We start from the raw sequence: 16,531 nt of genomic DNA, 5'->3' as shown, positions 1-16,531 counted from the left end.
GCCACCGCACGCAGATGCGCGCTGTCGCCTGCAGCGGCCTCGCCGTCCCCAAGCTTGATGGCAGTAATGGCGACGAGCCCCACCCCGACGGCGCGCCTTCTCGCGGTCTGGTCCAACCGGCATCCGCTCACGCCAGTCGATCCTCCAAGGGGTCCGCACCGACCTGTCGAGCGCCCAAGACCTGCTCTGCCTGCCCCGTCCTGCCCCGGAGGACCTGACGTGTCTGTCCCCGCGTTTGAACCCACCCTCGACCAGCAGACCGCCATCGTGGAGCACCTCGTTCGAGCCGTCGTCGCTGACGGAACAGGCGAGGGAGATGGCGGCGTCTGCCTGGGGGAACCTCCAAGCGCCCGCTACTACATGGAGAGTCTTGCGCCGCGGGGCGACGAGGCCAGCGGTGCCGGTGTGAAGTTCGGTCGATCGACTCCTGACAGTCTCGGCTTCGAGTTCGAGGCGGAGGTTGGCTCGACGATCGAGATCTCCGCACGGGCGTCGTTCTACTATGCCGCTCTTCCCACGCGAGAGGAGCAGCACGAGTGGGCAGGGGACAGGGAGGAAGCGTTCCGGCTGGCGCCTCTCTTCCGGCGCAAGGACGTGGTCGTCGGCCCGGTGGAAGTCACCCTTGACGCCGGTCGGCGTGTGCGGAGCATCTTGGAGCAGGAGTTCAGCCAGGCATTCGGCGGGCAACTCCAGGATGCTCTGGCAGATCCCGGTATCGACAGGCGCCCCGGGGATGACCGGCGTGAGCGTCTCGTTCCGCCCAGTGCGATGCAGGACGATGTTGCCTTCGCGCAGTGGCTGGCCTCCGTGGCAGTCGGCACCCCCTTGGTCCCCGCGCCGGCAGCTCGTGTCGTCGTCTCCGTCCGGCCTGTCGCCGACGGGCGCCTACGAGTTACGGTCACCCTTCAGAACTGCGCGGCGGAGCCGACGGTCGTGGTCCAGGGGCGGGGGCGGAACGCGGGCAGGGCCAGGCGCGACGAGGCCAGGGACCACTTCCTTTTCCGCGCAGGCATCGACGTGCGTGGGGATGGCCTCCTGCCCATCACGATGGACCTCGGCGCCGACGCCTACAGGTACTCCGGCGCACTGCCCGCGTACGCAAACAACTGCGGGGTGCAGGCGCAGGAGGAGCTGGGCCGCCTGCTCCGGATCCGCAGCGTTCCCGTGCCCACTCATGACACCTTCCGGGCCGACTCCGTGAGCTCCCCTGAGTGGACCTTCGAGTCGCTCATGTACGACCCGCTGCCCATCCTGGACGACCTGGCCGAGGGGATGGACAGCTACCTTCGCAGTCCGGTCTGGGACGGTGGCGACTTGGTCGACCAACCCGAGCTGGCGGCCCGCAAGGCGGCCGATCGCGAGGGTGCGACGCTCGAAGTACGCCGGTTCAGGGACGGAATCTCCTGGCTGCGGCGCGATCCCCGCCTGCTCCTCGCCTTCCAACTCGCCAACGAGACCATGGCTGAGTTGGGGCGTAGGCGTCGAACCAGCACCGGACGTCCGGGAGGCTGGCGCCTGTTCCAACTTGTCAGCATCGTGAGCCAGGTGAGCGCCCTGGCATGGCGCGAGTACCCCGAGTCGGACTTCGAGAAGGGCCTGTGGGGGGACGAGGACTCGGCGGACCCGACGACGGCGGCGACCGTCATCTGGTACCCCACCGGCGGCGGTAAGACGGAGGCCTACCTGGGGCTGGTCATCACGGCGATGTTCTACGACCGAGCCCGCGGCAAGTCCGCAGGTGTCACGGCCTGGTGCCGGTTTCCGCTGCGACTGCTTACGCTCCAGCAGACCCAACGCCAGATGAACGCTGTGGCGCTCGCCAACATGGTTCGCGAGCGGGCGGCGGATCGGCTGGAGGCGGTTGGGGGCAGCGCCGGCAACAACTTCCTGATCGGCTTCTACGCAGGCGCAGGAAACACGCCCAATTCGCTCACCAGCGACCCGGGACTACTGGGGCGGCTCCGTTCGGACGAAGAGGCACGGCGCAGGTACCGTCTCGTCGACGAGTGTCCCTACTGCGGTGAGCGCACCGTCGACATCCCGCCGCCGGACGAGAAGCAGCTCCAGCTGGTGCACGTCTGCACGTCCCCATCGTGTGGCAGGCGACTGCCCATCGTCGTCGTTGACACCGAGATCTACCGCTTCCTGCCGTCCGTGGTCGTCGGCACCCTGGACAAGCTCGCGAACATCGGTCTGTCGGACCGGTTCGGTTCTCTGCTCGGAGACGTCGACTGCCGCTGCTCGGTCCACGGATACGGGCGCGGAATGAAGTGCCACGAACGGCAGGCCCCCGGCCACGCCAAGGCACCGGTGCAACGGCTGGCTCCTTTGTACGACCCTTCCCCGTCGCTCGAGATCGTGGACGAGCTGCACATGGTCCAGGAGGAGCTCGGAGTGTTCTCTGGGCACTACGAGGGATTGCTCGCGGAGGTCCAACGCGTGCTCTCGGCCCGGCAGCGTCAGGACGGGCGAGGTGTGAGGACGAAGGTCGTCGCGACCACGGCGACGATCCGTGGGGAGGACCGGCAGTGTGAGCACCTCTTCGGACTCCGGTCGGTAGTGGTTCCGCTCCCGGGGCCGACCCTCGACGAGAGCTTCTACTGGCGCCTGGACAGAGCACGGCCGCTCCGGCGGTTCGTCGGAATCATGCCGACAAACGGCACCGCCGAGATGACGCTCGTCCGCATCCTGACCTCGCTGCACCGCGCACTGCAGTCGCTCGCGAGCCGCCAGAACCTTCCTGTGGCACTCGCGGAGTGGGCGCCGGAGGAGCTTACGAGGACGGTCGATCTCTACCGCACCAGCCTCACCTACACGACAGCGCTTCCCGACTTCGCGAAGATCAGCCGATCGCTGGACACACAGGTCAACGAGATCCTCAAGCGCGGGGGTTTCGACATTCTCAAGACCGCCCAGCTCAGCGGTGACTCGCGCCTTGACAACGTCCGCAACGTCTTGGACGACCTGGAGTCTCGGCAAGGAGAAATCGACACCGTCGTCGCGACGAGCATGGTGAGCCACGGCGTCGACATCGACCGGCTCAACCTCATGCTCTTTCACGGGATGCCCAAGTCGATGGCGGAGTACATCCAGGCGTCGTCCCGGGTCGGTCGGACCTACCACGGCCTCGTATTCATGCTCTTCAACCCCCTGCGTGAACGAGACCGTTCGCACTACCGCTACCACGGCAAGTTCCACGAGTACCTGGACCGCATGGTCGAACCAGTGGCCATCAACCGGTGGAGCAGGTTCGCCGTACGACGGACCCTCCCCGGCATCCTCATGGGTCACATACTGCAGGTCGCCAACCGGGAGTGGTGGGAGAAGGGCCACGCGCCGACACACCTTCACGACCTCGCCAGGATCCAGCAGGCCTTGCGAGATCCGGAACATGGGGGCCTCACGTCCACGCAGCTCGACGATCTCCTGGAAGCCATGTACGCGGTGTTCCAGGCCGACCGCCCTGAGGCCGCGGAGCTCCGTACCGATCTCGAGGAGCTCGTCGCTCACGCGCGAGCCAGCCTCAGCACCGCGGGTGCCGGGGCGGGGGTCTCGGCCGGCGGTTCGCGAGCCTACCGGGCCACCGGGGAGTTTCTGGGGCTTGAGCACCGTCCCATGACGAGCCTGCGGGACGTCGCCGAAGGGCTTCCTTTCTACGTTGTCTCCGACCGGAGGTCCTGATGCCGTTCAACCCGAGGTTTGACGACATGGCGCGGGACCGCAACCAGGTGCTCTACCGGCACCGACCCGGTCAGACCTTCGACCACAAGGGCGGGTACACCGCCCAGGTCGTGCAGTACGGACGTGACGAGGAGTTCGAAGGGCCGCTGCTCGACCGCGAACACTTGGTCGGCGAGGCGGTGCGCTTCGTCTCCCGCTGGAGGTCGGCGGGACGAGCATCCGCCCAGGGTGCCGACCGGGCACCGGAGTTCCCCCAGGAGGGCGGACTGGGCAACCGGCAGTACGAGGTGGTCATCCCCGGCAAGGTGTTCTGCCGGGTCTGGCCGCGTGTGGTGCGGTGCGCGCGGGTGGCGTGTGGTCTTGTCTGGACAGCGTCGGACCCGCGCCCCGGCGTGGACGACTGGCCGCCTGCCTGTCCGGCTTGTGGCAACAAGGCCGGCAACCGGCAGCTCCAGTTCGTCTTCGCCCACCGGTGCGGCGAGGTGGCCCAGATGCAGCCCCCTCGCTCCTGCCCGAGGAACCACACCACGTTCAAGCTCGACGACCGAGCCAGCCGCTTCCGGGACTTTCGCTGGGAGTGTATGACCTGCGGTTTTCCCTACGGCGTTCAATGGAACTGCAACAACCCGAGCTGCAGCTACTCCGACAAGTACATGCAGCCACTGCTGCACTCGGCCGGCGCCGCCCACGTCGGCCAGGGGTTCACCCTCGTGAACGCGACGTCGGCGGAGGAGGCGCGCAGAGCGGCCGCTCCCACCTACACGGTTGCCGTCCTGGGACGCTGGCTGGAGGAGATCACCGAGGATGAGTTCCGAAGGCTCACTGACGGCCTGACCACTGACGTTCCACCGGAGGTGCTCTCGAGCATCGAGGTCATGGAGGCCAACGGACTGCACGATGCAGCTCGTGCCCTGCGAGCCCGTTTCATGCCTGTCGATGTCGGCGTCCTGAAGGACCAGGTGCGCAAGGCGCTCGGTCTTGAGCCTGACAGCGACGCTGTCCGTCAGATAGCGACCCAGCTCCACACCTTCCGAAGGGTTCTCAACCTCGAGCGCGTCGACATTGACCGCTTGGAGCGGGAGGCCCGGAACCCCGAGCGGCTCCGGCTGTACAACCGCTACCGCGGGGCCCTTGTGAACGCAGGGTTCGATCCGGCAACGAGCTGCCTCATCGGTGACCTCCCTGTCACCTACGTCGCCGTGGGGTACAGCCGGACGGGCTTCACCCCGGACGAGGCGGATTTGGTCCCGTATCGCGGCCGTGCTGGCCGTGGGGCGGCCGTCAGCACCCTGCTCTACGCGAACCCCACCCAGGCCGAGGCCCTCCTCTTCCAGCTGGATCCTGAGCGGGTCCACCGCTGGCTGGTGCGGAACGGCCTCGTGACGAATGCCGCGCTGATGGACGCCGGAGGAGTCCGACGTTGGCTGCTCCAGTTGTTGGGCCAAGGGGACGGAGAGGTGTTCCACCGGGACACGCGGCCGGCGGAAGGGGATCCCGAGGGGCCCGTCTACGAGCTCTTCGGACTGCTGCACTCACTTGCGCACCAGCTGCTCCGCGCTCTGGCCGTGGACAGCGGATACAGCGAGACCAGCCTGTCGGAGTACCTCTTCCCCCACGACCTCGCCTTCGCGCTCTACCCCAACGGTGGGGCCGAATTCAGCCTCGGTGCCCTGCGCACGGTGATCGAGCAGAACCTGGACGCCGTCGTGACGCGGGCGAAGGAAAACGACTCCTGTCTCTACGATCCGAACTGCATGCTCAGCAGCGAGGGTGCCGACCTGGGGTGCCTGCTCCTCCCCGAGACCGCCTGCCAGCACTGGAACCGCAACCTGTCCAGGTGGCACCTCTTCGGGGACCCCGAGGGCGACCGGGTCGGTTACTGGGATCCTGCACTCTAGCGTCACCAGAAGGCAGCGCGCCGTGCCGGCTTGCGCACCAGAAGTGCTCAAGGCCACGCGAAGTGCTCGTTCCACTGAGGCCCGCTGTCCTACCAGCGGGCCTCAGTGCTTTCACTCCCTGGCCGTTTTCAGGAACCCGCAAGCGTGTATCCACGCCTGGAACTGTTACGAGAAGCTGCGAAGAGGCTCGTTACGCCGAACTTCTAACGGATCCCGTTAGCAATAACTACTACGGAAAACCATTGCGACTAACTACGGGGGAACCGTTACGAAGAACTATCGGCGAAATAATCGCGAGAAGCTACTTAAGAAACAGTCGAAAAGAAACCGTGGATACACGCGCGCGATGGCACGCAAGCCTCTGACCTGTATGTTTGTGTGCGGCATCGCATGAGGCACTCCAAATTCGGCGACCCCCTTGCGCGCGGGGCGCGTGTGGTGCTCTACTGAATTCCCGAGGGGCGGTCTCGCTGCTCGAAATTCCAGTCGGCAACCTGTGGAGGGTGAGCTATGCCTTCTGATAGTTACGCGTCCATTGCAAAGATCCTTATGTCGGCCCTGAGTGGCCGGGCCTGGCAGACCATGCACCGCTCTGACGTCACGGATGCTTTCCGCGCGGTGACGGGGGAAGACCGCCTGACAGGCGAGCGGGCCCGTCTCCTTGCTGGAGCGCTTGATGGGGTCGGGTTGATCGCGTATCCACCCCTGGATGCGATCAGCACAGCAGATACTTTCCGCCTCATTCGCAAGGGCTCCCTCGTTCACACCCTCGTTGCATTGATCAACAACCCCAGCATCGCGACTGACCCCGAGCTCGCTCGGCTGGTGACCAAGATGAAGGGAAAGTGGGACTGGGGAAATGAGAGCGCTGACGTGGGTACCGCTTGAGACTGCCTGTCTCTGCCGTATCACCAAGTGCCCAGAGTAGGTGGCCAAGCAGGGACATGGCCTGCCAGGCAACTCACCTGACTTGACGCCCTGGGAGTACATCTTGACCAGCGGTGGGTCAGTGCTGGCTCACTCGCCCCGTTCGGGGTGTCGGCGGCGGCTCATTCAGCCGTCGCCGACAGGGGGCATCCGACTCCAACCGCCCCCATCCTGCTGGCCTACGGCATGGACGCCAACGGCGAATGGCGGCGAATCCGGACATGCAGAATTGGGCTGGCGTGTACTGATGGGGGGACCCGGCTCAGGCAGGAGAGAAAGGAAAGAAGTGGACGAGTGGGTGAGCACGGCTGCGGGCGCGCACCTTCGCGGGCGTGTCACCCGCAACACCAAGCCCGAGGTGCTTCTCCGGCAGCATGTCCACGCGCTCGGACTCCGCTTCCGGCTGCACGTTCCGGTTGCGCCCCGATGCACACCTGACTTCGTACTGCCTAGATACAAGGTGGCCGTCTTCGTCGACGGCTGCTTCTGGCACGGATGCCCGGAGCACGGGGCGACCGAGTTTCGGGGACCCAATGCCGACAGGTGGAAACAGAAGATCGAGACCAACAGGGAGCGTGACCAGCGAAACAACGCCGTTGCCGAGGCCGGCGGATGGACGGTGGTCCGTCTCTGGGAGTGTCAGGTCCGTCGAGATCCGACCGGCGCTGCGCATCGGGTTCAGTCGGTTGCCAAGGGAGAAGCATGAGGCCCTCCTCAGAAGAGAGCTTCCTGCTCCTCCGACAGAACGGATTCGCTTGCGCACAGGGACTGAAGCGGGCACTTGGTGCAGCTCGGGCCGGCGGCACGGCATTCGGTCAGGCTCAGGAGCCTGACCGCCGCCATCCGGAGCGGTGCCTCGTCGCCTGCACCGACCAGTTTCGAGAGGTTCACCCGGCCGTCGTTGAGGGCGTTAGCCGGTTCGTCCCCCGAGCTGGCTCTGAGGCTTATGCCTGCGACCCGCTCAGCGACACGGATCGCCCCTTGCGACGCGAGCAGGAGGTCGTTGTTCATCAGGAGCCTGAACACGGACTTCTCGTTCGGCTTGAAGGCTAGGGCTTCGATGACCTTTTCGGGATCTTCCCAGGGCTTGCGCTTGCCGGCGATGCCTTCGAGGCGTTCCAGGGACTTACGAGCCGCCGCATTCGGAGCGCATGCCAGGAGCTTCGCGTAGACGGCCCGCGTGATGCTTGTGAGGCCACGAACGTGGGCCATTGCCTCTGCGGTGCTCGATGGGCCGCCTCGCCCGGTGCTGAGCAGGGCAGCGACGGCTGCCTGGGGGGCTCCCATCTCAGGGCCAGGCAGCAGGCTCCAGCCATCGTCCTCCCGGAGAACCGTTGCCCAGCCCGTCAGTTCCTTTCGGACGGTCCGCCAGAACGGATGGAGTGGTTCGGTCGCCGAGTCCTCGGGATGTTGCCTGACCGCGAGAGCGGCTGCGGCACCGAGGAGCGGGGGAACCGCGTTGCCGATCTGCCGGAATGCGTCGCTCCGCATGCCGGCGAAGCGGAAGGCGTCCGGAAACGTCTGGATCCGCGCAGCCTCTCTCACGGTGAGGGTCCGGGGTTGCCCCGGGTGGATGTACCAGTACCCGTCCTTGGCGATGTGGGCCGTGATGGTCCGGCTCAGTTCGTTCCAGCCGAGCCGGTTGTACTTGTCAGTGAAGTGCTCGGTGTCGTACCGGAAGAGCCGCGCCTTGTCGGGGTCGTCCTTGTACTTCTCATAGAGGTCCGAGTAGAGGCTCTTCTCGTCCATCAGCGAGAAGAGTTCCCGGTCGTCGTCCCGCACTGGACGGGTCATGTGGTCGTGAACCAGGCCCTTGACCGCGTCCTGCCGCATGACCTTGGCGAAGTCGGAAAGCTTCTGCCGGGACGGGTAGGGGGTTTCACGCTCCCCGGTCTCCTTCTCCGGAATGGGAGGGAGATCCGAGATGGCATCACGGAGCGTGACATGCCTCTGGCTGGGGGCCGGCCAACGGAACTCCTGGGAGTCCAGACGCGCCAGAAGGATCAGCCGGCGTCGATGCTGGGGGACGCCGAACTTCCATGCGTCCACCAGCTGGACCTGGGTCGCGTAGTCCGCCCGCTCGAGCTTCTCCTCGATGATCCGAATCACGCGGAAGTCGTCCGCAAGGCCCATATCCGGGACGTTCTCCATCAGCACGGCCCGTGGCTTCAGGGCCAGCACGATGTCGATGTAGGCGCGCCAGAGCTCCTTGCGGAGGTCCTGCTCCTCGCGGACACCGGCTTCGACGAGACTTCGGATCTTCGCGCTGCCCGCCCGGCTGAAGGGCTGACAGGGCGGGCCACCGGCGACAAGGTCGACCTTCACGCCTTCGAAGAGGGACAGGAGCTTCTCGCGGTCGCTCAGGCTTCCGAGGTCGAGCTCCAAACTCATGCCCGGGAAGTTGTGGCGATGGGTCTCCAACGCCCGCTCGTCCTTGTCGACTGCGGCGGCAACGGTCCAGCCAGCGCGCTTGAGGCCGAGGCTGAGCCCCCCGGCGCCCGAGAAAAGATCAATTGCGAGCGGCTCGCCCTCGTGGCGACTAAGGAACTCGCGGAAGGTGTCGGGCGTGCAGGAATCGGGGTGCGGCTCCAGTGGGAGGTATTTGCTGCGCACCAACCGGACCCCGTAGGTTCCCGGCGCACGAGTCCGGCCCGACACCCTACACCCTCCGCTCCACACCGTATGACGAGGACCACGACACCACAGATGCCCCATGGCAATCAACCAGAAGCGCCGAACCGCCCTGTGGTCTCGGCAGTTCGGCGCGCACGGTTGTCGCGGACTCTGCTCGTCCGATCTGGTCCGCCTCGGCGGACGGCCTATCGGTACGCAGTGTCCGGAACATCTGGAAGATGGTTGCCTGGTCGTACATCCTAACGATCAGGCTCGTGTGGATGTCACGGGGTCCAGCTGCACTCTCGGACGCGATCCCAGCAGGCACTCTTCTTGCACCACTCGGTGACGTTTGCCGCCTCCGGAGCATCCACGAGGAGGGGGCGAACAACATCCCCAGCCAGATGCGGGACGACGTCGATCAGCCAGGGTGGAAGGTTCTGTGTCTGCCAGATCTCGTCGAGCTCGATCCGGTCCTCGCAGCGGTCGGTAACCAGCGACACGACGTACGTGGCAGTGGGACCGAGGTAGCCTCCGAGTCGCATGGACTGGATGATCTTCCTTGTGCGCTCGAAGAGTATCGCCTTGGCGACCAGGCGCTGAAAGTACTCACGGTCGGGTATCACCGGCTCAGCCGAGCCGCCAAGAACCTCTGAGGTCCATATCTGGAAGCACTTCTCGCGTCCCAGGGTCACAGTGTGCGGACGCCTCAGGAACGCGAGCTCGTACTTTGCGAGTTCAGTCTTGCCGAACCTCTGGGCGGCTGGGTTCTCCGCCCTGAACGTTCGCTGTTGGGCGCCTCTGTCTCTCCTGCTCACGTCCACCTGGTACTGGCCGCGAACCCGCTCGTAGTACCAGTGGGACTGGACGGTGCTGCCCTCGCGGGCAGGCACCCAGAGCGATCGGGACAGTCTCTCAAGGGCCACGTGGAACGGGCCGTTGGCCTGGAAGTCGGCTTCCTTGATCGCGTTCTGGGAGTTCGCGCACCGCGAGATCTCAGAGACGAGCTCGTCGAGAGCGTCGGAGCCGACAACGGTGATCTTCACAGGCACCGACACTCCGTCAAGGCTCCCAGGGTCGCGACTCCAGAGATGGTGGAGCGAGGCCGTGGTCTGACCACCGTTGACGATCTGCAGGTTCACCAGCTGACTGACCTCGTGGAATCCGCCGCTGGTTGAGCTCGCGACCACGGCGCTGGCAGTCGCCGACACGCCGTTGTTGTACGCGAGGAAGCGACCAGGGGAGTTCCTGACCGTCTCGCCGATGCCCTTGTTCACCTTCGTGCGGGCCTGCAGGTAGGCCCGCACGTTCCGCTGCAGCAGCTTGGCGCCGTGCGTGTCGTACAGCCCGGCGAGGACACTTCCGGGAATCGCGGTCAGGAGGCACGAGTAGTCTTCGTCTCCAGGCACCGGCAGGCACGCCAGCGGCGGATCGAGCTCGATGACTGTGTCCTCCTCCGGGCGGCCGGAGGTTGCGAGCCGGTAGAGTCGCTCGATGTCCCAGAGCTCGTAGGTACACCTGAGACCGGCGATCTCCTCCTCTTCCCATGCGTCCACGGTCACGCGCCCGTCCGTGACCAGGAAGATCCTCACCCTGGTCAGCTCGGGCCAGGCGCCGTTGATCGCGAGTGCCATGGGGTGGGCGCGATCGGTCTCGGCCAGCTCCAGGTGGATTCCCTGCCGGCAGCGTTCCACGAAGTTGCGGGCCCGACGAAGGACCCGCTGGACGTCGGTCTTCCGGAGCACCTCCGCCTTGCGGTTCGGTTCCGCAGTCACGATGTCCAGGACGGTTCCGCCGCGGCCAACGTGGTAGCCGAAGACCTCCATCGATCCGCGACCGGTCTCGGTCACCTTCCGGAAGTAGCAGGGCTCGACGTCTTCGAGGGCGCCGTCCTCGATCAGGTAGGTGCCCACAACCTCCGTAAAGGAGTCGTTGTAGTAGGGCGTGCCCGTCGACTCCCCGAAGCTCGCGCGAGCGGTCTCGTGGAGGTCCTCGGCGAAGTCCCGGAGGTCACTCTCGAACAAGGTGTTCCTCCCCCAAGCGGCTTGCTCCGCCCCTCAGCGTTTCCCGCACCGTCTCGTCGTCGACCTGGAACGGGCCGCAGAGCCGCAGGTCCAGATTGTAGGAGATGCCGGAGATACCTGGAGGGAGCATCGTGCTGATGACCCGTGGGAAGCCGTCCTCGACGCGGTAGAACCTGCGGTTCGCGAGCACCCAGCGTTCGTCCTCGTAGTGCCGGCGATGGCTCTCGACCCAGCCAGCCTCCAGCAGGGCCTCCTCAAGCTCCGCCAGTTGGTCGGCCAAGGCGCGGTGCGCCCGAAGCTCGTCGACCAGATCCGGAAGGCCGAGCCCCGTCGAGTCCCTGCGCAGAGTCTGGTGCGCCAACAGCAGGGAACCGAGGGAGGCGGTGCTCAGCTGCTCCTCCCCATGGATCCGACACCTGGGGAATCGCTGGCTGCTGACGGTCGTCTTGGCTTCGAGGCCCCAGTCCCCCCAGAGGAAGTCCTTCGCCCCGCCGCGAGGACCCGACCAGGTTGAGACTGCGCTGGCGGGTGCTGCGGGGACCACGAAGTCTCTGAACAGCAGCAGCTCCCCGAAGAGTCCGGCCCGCTCCTCAGAACCGAGAACCTGTCCGAGCCCTCGGCCGAGCATCCTCTGCCAGGTGGTGAGACGCCGGGTGACCGCCGTGGCGGGTGCCGCCGAGGTGCTCGCGAGGTGAGCGAGCAGGTCGGCCAGCAGGGCGGAGAAGACCCCGCGATCTGTGCTCGGCTGGGCAACCACCTGGACGTTCCCGCTCTGGATCGAGCAGGTGAGCCCGTTCGCAAGCACCAGGTCCCGGTCCTGGAGCGTTTCGGCGCTGTCGATGAGCAGCGCCCACTCGCGTTCGGGATACCTGACCTCCGCGAAGACATCAAGCGACACGGCCGACGGCAGACGACGGCGTACGCTGCCGGGCTCTGCGGGCGTCCCCGCATCGAGATCACCGAATAGCGCTGATATCTGGGCTGCGCTGGGGCTCGTCACGACTCCTCCGACTCGTCCGTGGCGTCCGCGATCAGCCCCTGAAGCTCCTTGAGGTAGATCTCGTTGACGCGGTACTTGATTGAAAGGGCAGTCTCGGACGTCGGTAGAGACAGCGCATAGCCCACCAAGGGCAGCCGCTGAGTCGTCCCATCAGTCCCGGCTCGCTCCACCTGCGGCAGCCCATCGCCGTACTCAACGTTGGTCCCGTCCACGGGGTAGATAAGGAGCAGTCCTTCGCGGGCATCGCGGTGTCGGCGTAGCTGTTGACCGCTCGGGCGCACGGGCTCCTTCCCGCCCCGGCCGTTCACCCGGAAGTCCACCTTGGTGGCCGCCTTCGCCTGGTCGTAGACCTCGGGCGAGAGTCCGATGGCCTCGTGGCCGGGGCTGACGAGCACGCCGACCGGGAAGTCACTTCCCTCCGACAGGTTGTTGACCAGCGGCGTACGAGTGACCTGCCTGAACGTCTCCCCTCCGACGCTCACTCGCTGGTGGGCCGAGGCACCGGCGGTCACCGCCACGGTCCAGGAAGTGAGCTCACCCTGGGCGACCTGCTGCTCGATGTACTGCTTGAGCAGGACAGGTGAGGCCTGGAGGTTCCTCCCGGATGCGCTGAAGCCGTCGAGGAACTCGGTCACGACCCGGGCAGGGACGCCTGTCCGGAAGAACCCCGTGCTGCCGTATCGCCGCGCGTGTTCGAGATCCTCGTAGTCGCGGATGTCCTCCACCAGACGTTCCAGCCGGGCGTAGTTCTCGGCGACGTCGTTGCGGCCTGTCCGCATGAAGAGCGTCTCGGGCCGCTGGCCGGCGGAGGAGAGGGAGATCACGGTGGAGTTCCGCATTTTCGCGGCCGCGGTCACCTGGAGCTTCTCGTAGCCGTCGAGTACCCGCAGACCCACGTCAGCAGGGCGCTTGTTCGTTTCGGACAGGAACGACACGAGGTCCATCAGTTCGCGGTTTGCCCGGGTGACATGGACGAAGGCGTTGACCAGGGCCCCGGTGGTGTAGAGGCGGGTCGTGTCCAGGTAGCCGGTGCGATACCCGAACCATCGGCCCATCTGCATGAGCGTGTCGTAGGTCCTGGAAGCGCGCAGGTAGTAGGAGACGGTCAGGCCCTCAAGAGTCAGTCCGCGGGAGAGCTTGTCCCCACCGACGGCGATCACCGTCGCGGGAGTGCTCGACTCGTACTCGAGGACATCGCTCGCCAGGCCGTTGATGGTCTTCACGCCCTGGACGCACTCCTCGAGCACACCCGGGATCTGGGCGAGGACCTGCTCGAAGTCGACGGGTTCGCCGACCAGGCCGCTCAGGTCCTCCCGCGCTCGCAGTTTGTCGTAGGTCGGCACCTGGTCCGCCTCCCACAAGATCTGGAGCCTGGCGCGGAGCTGTTGTCCCGTAGTGCCGTGGTCCCCCCAGAGGTTGTCCATCTCCCGCAGGTGCGAGGTGATCTGCCGCGCGACGGCCACCTGGGTGGTCCGGTACCGGGTGACGTGGACGAGCATTGTGTTGTGGCCGGGCGCCGCCCCGTACTCAGCCGTCCGTGCCTTCCTCGTGGCCGTCGACAGCACGAACGTGTCGATCGCGTCCACCAGGGAACGGGGGAGCGGACCGGTCGGCTCGTGGTCCTTCGTGTGGTCGTCGGGCAGCCAGCGGGACTCGTCCTCCACCAGGCGAATGACGGGCAGCGGCTCGCGGACCTCGTCCGCAGTCCGATCGTCCAGCCCGAAGACCGTCTCGGGACCGCAGTAGTTGGAGGGCGGATTGAGAGCCACGATGAAGCTCCTCGGGAAGAGGTCGTCGCCGTGGGCGGGATGGTCCGTCTCGTTCGAGATGAAGATGTTCGCAAACGGCGTCGCCGTGTACGCCACGTAGGCTCGCTTCTCGAAAGCCGCGAGAATCTCCCTTATGCAGCGGTTGATCGCGGTCGGGTCATGCTCAGGGTCGCTGGCAGTGCGACCCTTCCGAGGCTTCTTGGTGTCCACGGACGCGTAGTCGGCCTCGTCGTCGATGACGAGAAGCGAAAGCCCGTTGATCACCTTCTTGCCGTCCGGCTGATCGGTCCCGTGGCTCCTGAGCCAGTCGCGGAGGTTCTCCAGGATGCGCGCGTTCTTCTTGACGACAGCGAGAAGTCGAACTCGTCGAGGGTCGACAGGCGTCGATTCCAGCGTGTTCGAGTTGAAGTCCCGGTTCTGCGTGGTCATCGACATGCACAGAGGCGGCTCCGTCATGTCGAGGTTGCCGACTCCGATGTAGTTGGAGCCGGCCGTGCGCTCGCGCATGAACCGGGTGTCAAAGCCGAGGAACTCAAGGTCAAGTCGGGCTTGGGTCTGGTGCCGCAGGCTCTCGTGCGCCCCGGTCAGCACGATCACCACGTCGTAGCCGGCGTCGACCGCCTTGCAGACGAGGCCGGTGTAGTTGGCGGTCTTGCCCGACTGGACCTGGCCGTACGTCAGTCCCCGTGTCAGCCAGCTCCCCGGACGCTGTGGATCCTCCAGGAGGGACAGGACCGTGTTCGTGGACTCACTCAGCGCCTCGACCGTCGCCGGCTTCCAGCTCTTCCTGTGAGACAACCAGTTCCTGTACCGGTCCCAGTAGCGCCACTCGATGTCGGACTGTCGCTTGTCCAACCACTCGTCGTGCTTGTCCGGGTCGAGAACCCACACCTCCCGGGGAGTCCAGACGTTGAAGCGCTCCTCAAGGGCACGCGTGATGTCCTCCGCCGTGACGCTTGGGCGCATGAGACGAACGATGCCGTGTACGTCCTCCGCCACCTTGACGAGGGCCTCGCGGGTCCTTGCCGAGCGATCGATCTCCATCACCATCGCCTCGGCGATGGTGAGAGCGAACTTCAGGTCGTCGTTGCTCATGTTCCCTCTTCGTCCGTGCTCAGATCTGCGGTCAGTTCAGCCACCAGGCCGGGGAAGCGGTTGAAGGGCTCCACTGAAGCGAGGGCCCTGACAACGCGGGCTCGTGAACTGGGGTCCTCGGGCAACCCGACGAGCATGGCCGTCAGTTCTGTGCGGACCTCCTGCTCATCGGCCTGCTCGAGGGCAGCCTGCGGAGTGCGCGTCTCGTCCCGCTCGGCCTCGATGGCGATCAGGCCTACGGGCACGGTGCGCTCGACCAGGCGGAGCAGCGCCTCGATGCTGTCCTTGCTTGGCGCCTCCAGAGCACCCTGCACGACAGGGTGCTCCCGGTTCACGACATAGTCGGTGCCGCCGTCCCGCTGCCGCGGCAGCCAGCCGAAGGTGATCTCTCCACCGCGATTCCGGTTGAGGGTCACGGCGCGCTGGCGGAACGCACGGACCGATGCATCCCGTGCAGCCCCGGCCAGCCGAGCGAGGTCCGCTTCCAGAGTGGAGGGCGGGAGCACCCGGGACTTGCGCACATCGACCTTCCACGACGAGTCAGCGTGCTGGTCGATGTCCACCTCGATGCGGGCAAGTCGCGCCTGGGGATTGATGGTGAGCTCAGAGAGCCCGAGCCAGCCACCAGCTGAGACGAGACGGTTCCGCCTGTACACGTAGAACCCCTGCTGCGCGTTCCACCCGCGCGGCCCTGCCCCGAGGTCCAAGTCCTGGTTGCTCAGTCTCGAGGGATGAGGAAGGACGAAGGGCGTTACCTTCACCTCCCCGTCCGGGCCCAGGAACTCCGTGCCAAGGTCCTGTGTGGCCATCCACTTCCGCCAGAACGGGTCCCAGGCGTGGACACTTCGCTGGCCGACGCGGAGGTCGAGCACACCGGTGGACAGGAACCTGTGGAACCACATTGCCAGCCTGACACGCGCCTGTCCGAGGCGCTGCGCCAGCACGCGTCCTTCGCCGGCATGATCCAGCTGCCTCCACAGCACCATCGTGCCGATTCCGGAGAAGCCGACCTCGTCGGCGATGCGCAGCGCCTCGGGATCAGCAGTGGGGAGAACCTCCCAGTCGTCGACCCGCATGACGTGGTCAAGGTCCCAGGAGCGACAAGCGAGGCCGTCCGCTGTACGAGACAGGACCGTGAGTAGGCGGCACTGGGACAGGGACGCAGTCTTCAGGCCGAGACCAAAGCGACCGAGATCGGTCTGATCTCGCCATGCCGTGGGGCCCTCACCACCGAAGCGCAGAGCCTCATGCAGCGCCCCCTCGTCCATGCCAGTGCCGTCATCAACGATCGCGACCCAGCTCTGTCCCTCGGTGGTTGAGAACTCGACCCGGACCTGGGCTGCCTTCGCCGCGATGCTGTTGTCGACCAGATCCGCGAGCGCGGTGGCCATGTCGTAGCCGAACGAACGCAAGCTCTCCATCAGAGCAGACGCCCTGGGGGGAACCGGCAGTCCCAGCGTGGTCTCCTGCGCCACAACACCTCACCTCGTGTCGAGCCAACTGCATATGCAGATTAGAGGAGGG

9 protein-coding genes are annotated in these 16,531 nt (G+C 65.9%); 4 read left to right on the top strand and 5 right to left on the bottom strand.

What is annotated here, in order from left to right; genetic code table 11:
* Positions 1–219: 219 nt before the first annotated feature.
* The 4 genes from BMY61_RS20375 to BMY61_RS20360 all read left to right on the top strand — a co-directional run bounded on the left by BMY61_RS20375 (position 220) and on the right by BMY61_RS20360 (position 7,212).
* Complete coding sequence (locus tag BMY61_RS20375; protein ID WP_042450275.1) at positions 220–3,681, top strand: helicase-related protein; 3,462 nt, start codon at positions 220–222, stop codon at positions 3,679–3,681.
* A 164-nt stretch (positions 3,682–3,845) separates the two neighbouring features.
* Positions 3,846–5,579 carry a hypothetical protein gene (locus BMY61_RS20370; RefSeq protein ID WP_143094451.1) on the top strand — a complete coding sequence of 578 codons (1,734 nt, stop codon included), beginning with the start codon at positions 3,846–3,848 and terminating at the stop codon, positions 5,577–5,579.
* Positions 5,580–6,089: 510 nt separating this feature from the next.
* Positions 6,090–6,467: a hypothetical protein gene (locus BMY61_RS20365; RefSeq protein ID WP_042450272.1), complete on the top strand. Its 378-nt coding sequence runs from the start codon at positions 6,090–6,092 to the stop codon at positions 6,465–6,467.
* Positions 6,468–6,792: 325 nt separating this feature from the next.
* Positions 6,793–7,212, top strand: coding sequence for a very short patch repair endonuclease (locus tag BMY61_RS20360; protein ID WP_236656087.1), 420 nt, complete (start codon positions 6,793–6,795; stop codon positions 7,210–7,212).
* A gap of 8 nt (positions 7,213–7,220) precedes the next feature.
* Here BMY61_RS20360 and dcm read toward each other — a convergent pair whose 3' ends face one another.
* The 5 genes from dcm to BMY61_RS20335 form a co-directional block, all read right to left on the bottom strand.
* On the bottom strand, positions 7,221–9,119 hold the full coding sequence (dcm, locus tag BMY61_RS20355) for a DNA (cytosine-5-)-methyltransferase (RefSeq protein WP_236656086.1): 1,899 nt from the start codon (positions 9,117–9,119) through the stop codon (positions 7,221–7,223).
* A gap of 284 nt (positions 9,120–9,403) precedes the next feature.
* A complete protein-coding gene (locus BMY61_RS20350) occupies positions 9,404–11,143 on the bottom strand; it encodes an AIPR family protein (RefSeq protein ID WP_052438867.1) in 1,740 nt (579 codons plus the stop codon).
* Positions 11,130–12,143 (bottom strand): PD-(D/E)XK motif protein, encoded by a 1,014-nt coding sequence (locus tag BMY61_RS20345; RefSeq protein ID WP_042450268.1) that lies wholly within the window; start codon positions 12,141–12,143, stop codon positions 11,130–11,132. The genes BMY61_RS20350 and BMY61_RS20345 overlap by 14 nt, the downstream gene beginning before the upstream one ends.
* Entirely contained in the window at positions 12,140–15,007 is a 2,868-nt protein-coding gene (locus BMY61_RS20340) for a Z1 domain-containing protein (protein WP_052438866.1), read from the bottom strand. Before BMY61_RS20340 ends, BMY61_RS20345 begins: the two co-directional genes overlap by 4 nt.
* Positions 15,004–16,482 carry an ATP-binding protein gene (locus BMY61_RS20335; RefSeq protein ID WP_052438865.1) on the bottom strand — a complete coding sequence of 493 codons (1,479 nt, stop codon included), beginning with the start codon at positions 16,480–16,482 and terminating at the stop codon, positions 15,004–15,006. Before BMY61_RS20335 ends, BMY61_RS20340 begins: the two co-directional genes overlap by 4 nt.
* Positions 16,483–16,531 lie beyond the last annotated feature (49 nt).

Source organism: Streptacidiphilus jiangxiensis, from assembly GCF_900109465.1.
Classification (GTDB): domain Bacteria; phylum Actinomycetota; class Actinomycetes; order Streptomycetales; family Streptomycetaceae; genus Streptacidiphilus; species Streptacidiphilus jiangxiensis.
This window is presented reverse-complemented; position numbering and strand designations above follow the sequence as displayed.

Excerpts from the sequence above, each read along its gene's own strand:
- BMY61_RS20365 (WP_042450272.1), top strand. The coding sequence starts at position 6,090 with ATGCCTTCTGATAGTTACGCGTCCATTGCAAAGATCCTTATGTCGGCC.
- BMY61_RS20340 (WP_052438866.1), bottom strand. The coding sequence starts at position 15,007 with ATGAGCAACGACGACCTGAAGTTCGCTCTCACCATCGCCGAGGCGATG.